We start from the raw sequence: 11,484 nt of genomic DNA on the forward strand, positions 1-11,484 counted from the left end.
GCGGAGCGCCGCAAAGCCACAAACGCTACCAGCTGCCTTCCTTGCCCTTCTTCTCCGCGCCCTTGCCGCCGGGGGCCGCTTGCGGGGCGGACGCCGCCTTGGGGTTGAGCTGTTGCGCCATCGCGTTGTCCTGGTTGGCCATCAGCATGCGGGCCTGGGGCAGCAGCAGTTCGATGGTGCCGGTATTGGGATCCTCCGGAATGGCGTAGAGCTCCACGGTCAGCGGCTTTTTCATCCAGCCGGCGTGCACACTGGTGATGGGCTGGCCGGCCTTGTCCTTCATCTTCACCTGCTCGGAACGAAAGGGCTTGCCGTAGCGCGCGGTCAGGCTGTCCACCACGGCTTTCTCGGAGCGCACGCCGTCGGTCGGCACGATGACGCCGACCAGGGCGCTGCGGTCGACAAAGGCCACCACGTGGGGACCATCCATGAAGGCAGGTCGCTTGTCGCGCGGCACGCCAACCTGGCGCATCACGCCGTCGCCGCGCACTTCAACGCACAGGGCGGTCACGTCGCGGCCGTCAGGGGTGCGCTTGTCAGCGCAATCGGGCAGCGTGGGCAGCGGGCTGCCGATCTCCAGGCTATCCATCATCGGCGCCAGTTTGTCGGCGGCACCATCGTTGGAGGCAGCACCGGCCCAAGGCGAAATCAGCAGCAGGCTGGCAACAGCCAGCCCGGCGAGGGGGTATTTCATCCAGACTCCTGAGATAAGCTCCGGGTTGGAGCGCCCCCTACGCGCGTGGTTCCTGCCACCCGCCACAAGATGGCATGCAGGCACACTGCCGGGGGTTAATGCGTCATATTCATCACCGCGCTGGCCATCACCGCCAGCACCATCAGCAGCAAGCCCCACAGCAGCAGGCGCGGCACCCGGCTGGGCGGCAACTGCCGCCGCGGCGAGCGTGCCGATGACGGTAGCGGCGCGCGCTGGCGGGTATGGCCATGCAGGCCACGCGTGTGCCACACAGTGTCCGGCCCGAGGTCGCGCAAAGCCGTGCCTTCCTTGCCCTGCGGCTTGCGTGGGCTTTGCGACTGCGGCTGCGGGCGCGGTGCGCCGTTACTGCCCGGCGGTCGTTTTGTGGCCATCTGTGCTCCCCGGTTCGTCGTGCCGGCGCGGATCCTCATGTGCCGCCGGTACACAGCGCCGGGTACATGGCCCGGGCGCCGCTCATGGTAAGACAAAGCGGCAACGAGCACCATGGCCATGGCCCGCGCTTATGCGGCGGGAGCCACTTTCCGCGTGGCTGCAAGCGCCTCGCGCCGGAAAGCATGGCCCACTTGGTGATAGAACGGGTGCGGGCAGAACTGGCGTGCCAGGAACGAAGCCAGCAGCGACGAGGCCAGCAGGAACAAGGTGAGGTCCTGCGAGCGCGTCATCTCCATCACGATCACGCTGGCAGTGATGGGAGCCTGGGTGGCGGCGGCCAGGAAGGCGGCCATCGACACCAGCGCCAGCACGCGTGGCTCGGCCATGCCACCGAAGAGGTGGCCGACCCAGTCCGCCACATTGGCGCCGATGCCGGCACCGATGGCCAGCGACGGCGTAAAGATGCCACCGGGAATGCCGGCAAAATACGAGACCACGGTCGCCGCCAGCTTGGCTAGGCCGAACCACAGCGTGGCGTGCGGCTCGCCATTGATCAGGCCGGCCGCCTGCCCGTAGCCGGTGCCAAAGGTGGCGCCCCCTGTGGACCAGCCGATCGCCGCGGCCGCCAGGCCGCACAGGAAAGCCACCTGCACGGGATGCTGCAATGGCCAGGCGCGCAGCCGTGCCGGCATCAGCGCGGGCACGCCGCCGGTCAGCAGCTTGGCAAACAGGCCGCCCAGCGCGCCGTTGACCAGGGCGCACAGCAGTACCGGCCCCCAGGCATCGTGCAGCGCGAGGATCGGCGTCTTGACGCTGAAATAGGGATTGTTGCCAAGCACCGCCAGCGAGAGAAAGCCGGCTGTCAGCACGCCTGACAGCACCAGCCGGTCCCAGCGCACGGCGGTACCGCGGCCAAGCTCCTCAATGGCGAACACCACGCCCGCCAGTGGTGTATTGAAGGCGGCGGCAAGGCCCCCGGCAGCGCCGGCGGCGATCAGCGCGTTGGGGTGAAAGCCGATGCGAAAGCGCAGCTTCTCGTGGCACCAGCGCCCCCAGGCGAGCATGGCCGCGGCGCCAACCTGCACCGATGGCCCTTCGCGGCCGATGGAGGCGCCCGCCAGCAGCCCGCCGGTGGTCAGCAGCACTTTCCACATGGACTGGCGGAACGACACCAGCAGGGTCTGCGCCGGCCCCGCCGGGGGCAGGCCGAATGCGGCGATCACCTGCGGGATGCCGCTGCCGCGCGCCTGCGGCGCCAGGCCGATGGTGAGCCAGCGCAGCGCGGCCAGCCCGAACGGCAGCAGCACAAAGGCCAGCCAGGGCGTGGCCGCTGTCAGGTGCGCGTTCCAGCGCAGTGCCACCTCGGCAATCCAGGCGAAGATCAGGGAGAACAGCGCCACGCAGCCGGCGCCGCACATGAAGACGGCGTAGCGTAGCGTGGTGCGGGAGATACGCCACATCTGGCGCGACTTGCGGCCCGCTGCCATGCGGGCGCGGCGGCGCAGCGCGCGCAGCCGGTTGTGGTCGGAGGCCCGCCCGGAAACGTCTTCAGGACCGGACGGCTCGGGATCTTGGCTGCGATTGGGTGTGACGTCGTTCATGGAGCGGCAGGCGTGGGCGAAGAAACGCCGTGACGAGCCCGAGGGCCGGATTCATCACGGCGTGATGGAACTATACGCCGATCGCCGCCGGGCATGCCGCGCACAAAGTGCGCGCCAGAGGCCCCTGGCTCAGTCCAGGCTGATGTTGTTGGCGCGAATGACCTTGCCCCAATGCTCGCGATCCGCCTCTACATAGCGGTCGATCTCGGCCTGGGTGCGCGGCGGCTGGATCACCAGCCCCAGTGCGCTGAAGGTCGCCCGGAAATGCGGATCCTTGAGGACCTGCGCGGCCGCGGCCTGCAGCTTTTCCACCACGTCCGGCGGTGTCTGCCCCGGCACGGCGAGCCCAAACCAGGTTGCGGCCTGGAAGTTGGGATAGCCGCTCTCGGCCACGGTCGGCACGTTGGGCAGCACTTCCAGCCGGGTGCGGCCGGTCACCGCCAGCGCGCGCAGCTTGCCGCCCTTGATGTGGGGCAGCGAGGTGCTGACCACATCCACCATCAGTTGCACATCGTTGGCGAGCAGCGCCGAGAGCGCCGGCGCGCTGCCGTTGTACGGCACATGGGTGACCGAGATCCCGAGTTCGGTCTTGAGCATTTCGGTAGCTAGCTGCAGCGCGTTGCCCAGGCCGACCGAGGCGTAGTTGAGCTTGCCGCCGCTGGCCTTGGCGTAGGCGGCGAACTCGCGGATATTGGTGGCCGGCACCTGACTGTTGGTCACCACCACCAGCGGCGCCTCGGCGCCAACGGTGAAGATCCGGAAATCGCGCGGCGGATCGTAGGCGATCTTCTTGTAGAGCATGGGATTGAGCACCATGCTGCCATTGGTGGCAAGCACCATGGTGTAGCCATCGGCGGGTGCGCGCGCCACGCTTTGCGTGCCGATCATGGTGGCGGCGCCGGGGCGGTTCTCCACCACCACCGTCTGCTTGAGCACGCGGCTCATGCCATCGGCCAGCCCGCGCCCGAACTGGTCGGTGGAGCCGCCCGGCGTGTAGGGCACCACCAGCTTGATGGGGCGGTCGGGATAGGCGGCAGCGGCCAGTTGCGAACAGGCGAAGACGGCGGCGCCGGCCCAGGCGCGCCATCCGGTTTTCCAGCTATGCATTGTGTAGTCTCCTTGGCGTTTTTTGACGTCTGGTGTTCGGTACTCGGTACTCGGTACTTGGCATTCGGTGCCCGGTGCGGCTCAAACCCGCCGCGTGCGCCCTTCCCAGTACTTGTCGCGCAGGCGGCGCTTGGCCAGCTTGCCGCTATCGTCGCGCGGCAGCAACGCCTCCACCACGATGGTGCGCGGCACCTTGAAGCCGGACAGGCGCTGGCGCAGCCATTCGATGATGGCGCCCTCTTCCAGCGTGGCGCCCGCAACCGGTTGCACCATGGCCAGCAGGCGCTCGCCGTATTCGTCGTCGGGTACGCCGAACACCACGCAGTCGGCCACGCCGGGATAGCGCACCAGCTCGTGCTCGATCTCGGCCGGGTAGATGTTCACGCCGCCGGAGATCACCATGTCGGAGGCGCGGTCGCAGATAAAGAGGTAGCCGTCGGCGTCCAGGTAGCCCATGTCGCCCAGGCTCACCAGGCCGTCGCGGTCGATGGCGCGGCGCGCTGCCTCGTTGTTGCGATAGGTGAAGTCCGGGTAGGCGGGCTGGCGCACATAGACCAGGCCGATCTTGCCGGGGGCGCAGGCAACGCCCTGCTCATCCAGGATGCGCACTTCGCCCTGGTCAACCGGGCGCCCCGCCGTGCCGGGCTTGGCCACGGCGTCGGCCGGCGTGGCCACGGTAATCATGCCGGCCTCGCTTGAAGCATAGGTTTCATGGATCACCGGGCCGAACCAGTCCAGCATGGCGCGCTTGACCTCGGGCGCGCACGGCGCCCCGGTCGAGGCGACAAAGCGCAGCGAGGACAAGTCATAACGGGCGCGCACGTCGGCCGGCACCTTGAGCATGCGCACATACATGATCGGCACCAGGTAGAGCACGTCGATGCGGTGCTTCTCCACCAGCGCCAGCACCTGCTCCGGATCGAAGCGCGCGCACAGCACCAGGCGCTCCCCAAGCTGCAACGCATTCTGGATGAACACGCCCGGTGCGCTGTGGTACAGCGGCGCGGCCATCAACGCGCGCGTGCCCTGCACGATGCCCATGGTCTGCGCCACCACCGAGCGCATGCGCGCAAGCTGCTCGTCCAGCGTGGCCAGCGGCGGCGCGGCGCGCAGCACGCCCTTGGGGCGGCCGGTGGTGCCAGAGGTGTAGGCCATGTGGCCGCGCGGCGCCACGCGCGGGCCATCGTAGGGCTGCTGCTCTGCAAGCCAGCTTTCGTAGCCGGTGGTGCCAGCGGGGCTGTCCTGGCCCGGCGCCGCCACGGCCAGCACCTGCACGCCTGCGGGCACCACGGCGCGCACGCCGTCCAGCAGGTCGGCGCTGACGATCAAGGCCCGGGCGCCGCTGTCGGTCAGCAGGAAGCGGATTTCTTCCGCCGTGAAGTGCCAGTTGATCGGGCAATAGTAAGTGCCGGCCGTGCGGCAGGCATGCACGATATCGGCAAAGACCGGGTCGTTGCGCAGCAGCACCGCGACCACGTCGCCTTCGCCCAGGCCAAGCGCGCGCAGGCCGCCGGCCAGGCGCGCGCCGCGCTCACTCAGTTCGGCGCCGGTACGGTGGATGTCTTCAAACAGGAGGTCAGCGGCCATCAGTTGTCTCCAGCCTGGCTAGGCTTGGTGGTAGAGCGGGTCGGGGTCGGTGCGTTGACGGTGCGCCCGGCACGATCGGCGGCGTTCGTGGCCGCGATGCGCTCGCGCGCGGCTTGCCATTCGGCATCGCCCCAATCCAGGTACTGCTTGAAATAAGCGCCGTTGGCAAGGTAGTCGCCGCCATCCAGCGCAATGGTCTGCCCGTTGATCCACGCGTTGTCGCGAGCCAGCAGGAAAGCGGCCAGGTTGCCGATATCCTGCGGCTGGCCGATGCGGCCCGTGGGGTTCTGGCCGCTCATCGCGTCTTGCTGCGCATCCTGCGGACGCAGGCGCGAGCCCGCGCCTTCGGTGGGGATCACGCCCGGCGCGATGGCGTTGCAGCGGATGCCGTGGCGGCCCCACTCCACGGCCAGCGACTTGGTCATGGCGTCCACGCCCGCCTTGGACATGGCGGACGGCACCACGAAAGGCGAGCCGGTCCAGACCCAGGTCACGACGATGGACAGGACCGAGCCGGGATGGCCGTCGCGGATCCAGCGCTTGCCCACGGCCTGCGTGGTGTAGAAGGTACCGCGGAAGACGATGTCCGAGATGGCGTGAAAGCCGTTGGGAGACAGATCCTCGGTGCGGCTGATGAAGTTGCCTGCGGCGTTGTTGACCAGGCAATCGAGCGGGCCGTGCCCGCTCCAGATGGTCTCGATCATGGCGTCGACGGCAGCCGCGTCGCGGATGTCCACCGCGTGCGTCACGACCTTGGTGCCGTGCTGGTGGCGCAGCACCTCAGCGGCCTCGTCCAGCACCGCCAGCCGGCGCCCGCACAGGTGCAGCTCCGCCCCCAGCCCCGCCAGGCGCTCGGCCATGATCAGGCCCAGCCCGGTGCCGCCACCGGTGATCAGCACGCGCTGGCCGGCGAAAAGATCGTTCTTGAACATGGTGTCTCCTGCTTGTTTCAGGGCGGTGTCGCGCCCGCCTGGCCCTGCCTTGGCGATCCGGCAGGGCATGGTCACTGTAGCCTCGGCTCCCCGTATCGACAATTCCCTCGCAGCGACTCACAATGTTGCGCCATGCGCGACAATTCTCCATGGAATCCCGGATGGACCTCAACCTGATCCAGGCCTTTGTCGATATCGTCGAAGCCGGCAACTTGTCCGAGGCGGGGCGGCGGCGCGGCGTCACGCGCTCGCAGGTCAGCCGCCAGCTGCGCGAACTGGAGCACCAGGCCGGCGCGCAGTTGCTGCGCCGTACCACGCGCCGGCTGGAGCTGACCGAGGCGGGCCGCGCGCTTTACCAGCACGGGCTGCGCATCCTGCAGGAAGTGGCGTCCGCCCAGGCGGAGATCGACAGCCTTGGCACCACCCTGCGCGGCCACGTGCGCGTGAGCGTGCCGACCGGGCTGGGCGACACCTTCCTCGCGCCGCTGCTGCTGGAATTCACCGGGCAGCATCCCGGCATCTCGCTGCGCGTGTTTTTTGCCAACCGCGTGGTGGACCTGATCGCCGCGGAGATCGACGTGGCGCTCAAGGTGACTTCGCAGCCGCCGCTGGACCACGTAGCGCGAGACATCTGCGCCATCGACTGGCAGCTCTGCGCCTCGCCCGGCTACCTCGCCCGCCACGGCCCGCTGCAAACCCCGGCCGACCTGGCGCGCTGCCAATTCCTGTGCCCGCCCTATCCCGCCCGGCGCTTCGTGCTCACGCTCAACCGCGGCGAGCAGCGCGAAGAGGTGGAACTGAGCCCGCACCTGCAGTCCGAGCATTTCCCCTTCCTGATGCGCGCGGTACGCGACGGCCACGGCGTGGGCCTGCTGCCGGTATACGCCGGTTGGGACGATGTGCGCGAAGGCCGGCTGGTGCCGGTGCTGACCGAATGGAAACCGGAAGGATTGGGCAGCCGGCTCTACATCATCACCACGCCCAACCTGCATCCGTCGATGGCCACGCGCACCTTGATCGACTTCCTGCGCGCGCGGATTCCGGCGCTGGATGTCTTCAGCGCCCCGGGTGGTACCGCTTTGTGCACACCGTAGTCCCCGCACGCCGCTTGCAGCGCGCCAGCAAACTTTCAAATTGCAAGTTAAGATGCGCCGAAACCCTTGGCTTGCAAAACGAAAGTAAAAACCCGAGCCAACCCTGCAAGCCGCGCGAGAGGAGACCATGGGACATACCGACTTTGCCAGCATGCCTTGCCCGATTGCCCGCTCGATGGCGGTGCTGGGCGAGCGCTGGGCCATTCTTTTGCTGCGCGAGGCGTTCTACGGCAGCACCCGCTTTGATGAATTCCAGCGCCACCTGGGCATCGCGCCCAACATCCTCAGCGCACGCCTGAAGACGCTGGTGGAACACGGCATGCTGGAGCGCGTGCCGGCGCCCGACAGTGCACGGCATGCCTACCACCTCACAGAAAAAGGCCGCGACTTCTTCCCCGCCTTCGTGGCGCTGAAGGCCTGGGCCGACCGCTGGATGACCGACGAGCGCGGCCCGCTCACCTTGCTGCAGGACAAGCACACCGGCGCGGAGATCGCCACGCCGGCGCTGGCCCGCCCGGACGGCAGTCCGCTGACGCTGGACGACCTGCGCGTGGCGCCAGGCCCTGGCGCGGGCAGCTATCTGCGGCGGCGCTTTGGCGCCGCTGCCGGCCTGCAAACCGCGGACGAGCAACCGACAGACGAAACGGAGTCCAGCCATGAATGAGCCGCAAGCCAATCCCATGGCCGGAGCCGCGATGGCGCCAGCCGCAGCCGCATCCATTGCCACCCACGCACACCCGCTGATGCGCGAACTGATGCGCCGCATCCTGCTGCTGGCCGCGCCCACCAGCCTGATCGCCTTCCTGCAGGCAGGCGCGCAACTGATCGAGACCTGGCTGGCGGCGCGCCAGGGCACGGCGGCGCTGGCGGGCTGGGCGGTAGTGCTGCCGTTTGCCTTGCTGCTGCAGCAGATGTCCACCGGCGCCATGGGCGGTGGCGTGGTGGCGGCCATCGCCCGCGCGCTGGGCGCGAACAAGCGCGAGGAGGCCTCGTCGCTGGTGCTGCACGCACTCATCATCGCGGTCACGGCGGGGCTGGCGTTTGCCGTGGCGATGGCCGGCTTCCCGCGCGCCGTCCTGGGCGCGGTGGCGGGGCAGACCGCGGCGGACGCGGCCGCCACGTATGCCATCTGGCTGTTCGGCGCCGGCGCGGTGCCGGCCTGGCTGGCCAACACGCTGGCATCGGTGCTGCGCGGCGGTGGCCGCCATGCGCTGGCGGCGCGGGTGCTCTCGCTGATGTGGATCGTCTTCCCGGCGCTGGCCTGGACGCTGGCCGAGCCGGTGGGCATGGGCCTGGCCGGTATCGGCGCGTCACTGGCGGCGGTGTCGTGGGCGGCGGCGCTGGCCATGGCCTGGGTGGTGCTGCGGGGCGGCGCGGGGTTCGTGCCGATGCTGCGCATCCGTCCGTCACGCGCGCTGTTCACACGCATCCTGTCAGTGGGGCTGGTGGCCTGCGCGCTGGCCTCGGTGGCCAACCTGTCCACGATCCTTGTGACCACCCAGCTGCGCCACTATGGCACCGCCGCGGTGGCCGCATACGGCATCTCGGCGCGGCTGGAGTTCCTGATGATCCCGCTGGCGTTCGGCGTGGGCTCCGCGCTAACCGCGCTGGTGGGGCGCGCAGTCGGTGCCGGCGACTGGGCCACCGCACGCCGCACGGCCTGGGCCGGCGCGCTGATGGCGCTGGCGGTGGCCGGCGCGGTGGGTGCGGTGGTGGGACTGGCGCCGGATGCCTTTGCCGGGTTCTTCACCAAGGATGCCGAAGTGGCGAGCATCGCGGCGCGCGCGCTGTCCTGGGTCGCGCCGGCCTTCGGCGGCTTCGGGCTGGGCATGGCGCTGTATTTCGCGTCGATGGGCGCTGGCCGCATGGGCTGGCCGATCGCGGCCGGCATCTCGCGCATCGCGCTGGCCGCCGGCGGCGGCTGGCTGCTGGCGAACGTCGCGGGCATGGGCCTGGACGGGCACTTCCTGGGCGTGGCGCTGGGCATCACCGCTTATGGCGTGGTGACGGCGTTTGGCGTGCGCGGCGCCAACTGGTCGGCGCGCTGAGCCTGAGTGGGCGGCGCAAGCGACCCACTCAGCGCATCACGGCGTGCGCGTTGCCGCTCAGCCCGGCATCCCTGACCTCGGCCGGCACCGCCGGCCATCCACCGCCCAGCGACTTGTACAAGGCTGCCGTGCCATTCAACACATCGACCTGCCCCTGAATGGCGGCGAGCTGCGCATCGAACAGCTTCTCCTGCGCGGTGGTGACTTCGAGGTAGCTGGAGTTGCCGTCCTTGTCGCGCGCCCGCAACACGTCGGCCGCGGATATCCACCGCCTGACTGCTCTCCGTCTGTTCGACAAACTCGAAAGTGACCGGCGATTCCTGTGCCGCGGTCTTGATGATCTGCTCTGGCACCGCCCGCAGCGCCGCCGGCGGCACCTCGTGCTAGCCGCAGGTGGCCAGCAGCCACAGCAACGTGAGCGACAGCGCGCCGCCCCACAGCCAACCCGACGGGTTCATTTGCACCTGCGGCGGCTGCCGCAAGCATGCGCAACTGTTCATGCAAGTGGAACCACTGAGGTGGTGCAAGTAATTCAATCTGTCTTGCAAGCGACTTAAGTGCTTTCGGGCACAGCTCACGCCCCTTGAATCTGCGGGCCGGGGGCCTCACGTACACCATCGATGCGCAAAACGGAAAAGCGGCTCAGCGCCGACAATTCCAGGACGCCCGCCACACTGTCACAGCGTCGCGGCGTCGCCGAAATGCTCTAAAACAATATCAATGCTGGAAGCATCCGGCCCCGACTCCCACACCCTGGAGGTGGCATGCCCCCTCGCACCACCGTTTTCGTCGCCGCCCTCGTGGTTGGCCTGCTCCACGGCTATATCGGCTTGCGCCTGTTACCCGACATGCCGGTGTCCTTTGCCATCAAGGCGCTGGCCGTAGCGTGGCTGGCGCTGTCCTGGCCGCTGATTCCCGCAGGCCTGCTGGCGCGGCGCCTGGACCAGCCGTGGTCCGATGCGCTGACCTGGGTGGGCATGCTGGCCATGGGTTTCTTCTCTTCCTTGCTGATACTGACGCTGGCACGCGACGTCGTGCTGCTGTTGAGCGCGATGACCGGCTGGCACCCGGCATGGCTGCTGCCCCGCTCCGCCGCCACGGTGCCGGTGCTGGCGCTGCTGGTCACCGTGATGGGATTTTTCAATGCGCGGCGGCTGGCGCAGGTGGTCGAGGTGGAAGTCCCCATCGCCGGCCTGCCTGACTCGCTGCACGACTTCACCATCGTGCAGATCAGCGACATCCACGTTGGCCCCACCATCAAGCGCGCCTACCTGGAGCGCATCGTCGCCCGCGTCAACGGGCTGGCCCCGGACGCCATCGCCATCACCGGCGACCTGGTCGACGGCACCGTGCGCGAGCTGTCCCGGCACACGGCCCCGCTAGGCAACCTGAAGGCCCGCCATGGCACCTACTTTGTCACCGGCAACCATGAGTATTACGCTGGCGCCGAGCCGTGGATCGCGGAGCTGCGCGGACTGGGCCTGCGCGTGCTGATGAACGAGCATGTGGTGATCGGGGAAGAGGAGGAAGCGCTGGTGCTGGCAGGCGTGACCGATTTTTCCGCCCACCGTTTCGACGAGAGCCACCGCAGCGACCCGGCGCGCGCGCTGCACGGCGCCCCGGCGGTGGTAGCCGCGCGCGTGCTGCTAGCGCACCAGCCGCGCACGGCGCCGGCTGCATCCACCGCGGGCTTCGACCTGCAGCTCTCCGGACATACGCATGGCGGCCAGTTCTGGCCCTGGAACCTGTTCGTGCCGATGCAGCAGCCTTATACCGCCGGGTTGAACCGGCATGAGGCGATGTGGGTGTATGTGAGCAGGGGGACCGGGTATTGGGGGCCTCCTAAGCGGTTTGGGGCGCCGTCGGAGATTACTAAGTTGAGGTTGGTGAGGAAGTGAGTTTATTGGGTGGAATCAAGGGCTTAACTGCAAATTCAGCTTCAACTTCAACCTCAACTGCAGTTTCACCACCCCTGCGGGGCGGCGACCTACTTTTTTGTCTTGCCAAAAAAGTAGGCAAAAAAGGCGC

11 protein-coding genes are annotated in these 11,484 nt (G+C 68.5%); 4 read left to right on the forward strand and 7 right to left on the reverse strand.

Annotated elements, in window-relative coordinates; translation table 11 throughout:
• Nucleotides 1–25: 25 nt before the first annotated feature.
• The 6 genes from AC1Q7Q_RS38510 to AC1Q7Q_RS38535 form a co-directional block, all read right to left on the reverse strand.
• Nucleotides 26–694, reverse strand: a complete 669-nt coding sequence (locus AC1Q7Q_RS38510) for a hypothetical protein (RefSeq protein WP_492375867.1) — start codon at nt 692–694, stop codon at nt 26–28.
• A gap of 95 nt (nt 695–789) precedes the next feature.
• Nucleotides 790–1,086, reverse strand: coding sequence for a hypothetical protein (locus AC1Q7Q_RS38515; RefSeq protein WP_492375866.1), 297 nt, complete (start codon nt 1,084–1,086; stop codon nt 790–792).
• Between the two features lie 129 nt (nt 1,087–1,215).
• Nucleotides 1,216–2,688 carry a chloride channel protein gene (locus AC1Q7Q_RS38520; protein ID WP_492375865.1) on the reverse strand — a complete coding sequence of 491 codons (1,473 nt, stop codon included), beginning with the start codon at nt 2,686–2,688 and terminating at the stop codon, nt 1,216–1,218.
• 129 nt (nt 2,689–2,817) lie between these two features.
• Nucleotides 2,818–3,795, reverse strand: coding sequence for a Bug family tripartite tricarboxylate transporter substrate binding protein (locus AC1Q7Q_RS38525; protein ID WP_492375864.1), 978 nt, complete (start codon nt 3,793–3,795; stop codon nt 2,818–2,820).
• Nucleotides 3,796–3,876: 81 nt separating this feature from the next.
• Nucleotides 3,877–5,382, reverse strand: a complete 1,506-nt coding sequence (locus AC1Q7Q_RS38530; RefSeq protein WP_492375863.1) for an acyl-CoA synthetase — start codon at nt 5,380–5,382, stop codon at nt 3,877–3,879.
• Complete coding sequence (locus tag AC1Q7Q_RS38535; RefSeq protein ID WP_492375862.1) at nt 5,382–6,314, reverse strand: SDR family oxidoreductase; 933 nt, start codon at nt 6,312–6,314, stop codon at nt 5,382–5,384. The genes AC1Q7Q_RS38530 and AC1Q7Q_RS38535 overlap by 1 nt, the downstream gene beginning before the upstream one ends.
• Before the next feature lie 161 nt (nt 6,315–6,475).
• On the opposite strand from AC1Q7Q_RS38535, the gene AC1Q7Q_RS38540 reads away from it, so the two are divergent.
• The 3 genes from AC1Q7Q_RS38540 to AC1Q7Q_RS38550 all read left to right on the forward strand — a co-directional run bounded on the left by AC1Q7Q_RS38540 (nt 6,476) and on the right by AC1Q7Q_RS38550 (nt 9,456).
• Nucleotides 6,476–7,408, forward strand: a complete 933-nt coding sequence (locus AC1Q7Q_RS38540) for a LysR family transcriptional regulator (RefSeq protein ID WP_492375861.1) — start codon at nt 6,476–6,478, stop codon at nt 7,406–7,408.
• 127 nt (nt 7,409–7,535) lie between these two features.
• Nucleotides 7,536–8,072 (forward strand): winged helix-turn-helix transcriptional regulator, encoded by a 537-nt coding sequence (locus AC1Q7Q_RS38545; RefSeq protein WP_492375860.1) that lies wholly within the window; start codon nt 7,536–7,538, stop codon nt 8,070–8,072.
• Nucleotides 8,073–8,151: 79 nt separating this feature from the next.
• Nucleotides 8,152–9,456, forward strand: coding sequence for an MATE family efflux transporter (locus AC1Q7Q_RS38550; protein ID WP_492375881.1), 1,305 nt, complete (start codon nt 8,152–8,154; stop codon nt 9,454–9,456).
• A gap of 28 nt (nt 9,457–9,484) precedes the next feature.
• On the opposite strand, the gene AC1Q7Q_RS38555 is transcribed toward AC1Q7Q_RS38550, so the two are convergent.
• Nucleotides 9,485–9,706 (reverse strand): hypothetical protein, encoded by a 222-nt coding sequence (locus tag AC1Q7Q_RS38555; protein ID WP_492375859.1) that lies wholly within the window; start codon nt 9,704–9,706, stop codon nt 9,485–9,487.
• 514 nt (nt 9,707–10,220) lie between these two features.
• On the opposite strand from AC1Q7Q_RS38555, the gene AC1Q7Q_RS38560 reads away from it, so the two are divergent.
• On the forward strand, nt 10,221–11,354 hold the full coding sequence (locus tag AC1Q7Q_RS38560) for a metallophosphoesterase (protein WP_492375858.1): 1,134 nt from the start codon (nt 10,221–10,223) through the stop codon (nt 11,352–11,354).
• Nucleotides 11,355–11,484 lie beyond the last annotated feature (130 nt).

Source organism: Cupriavidus sp. GW823-FHT07A04, assembly GCF_058794615.1.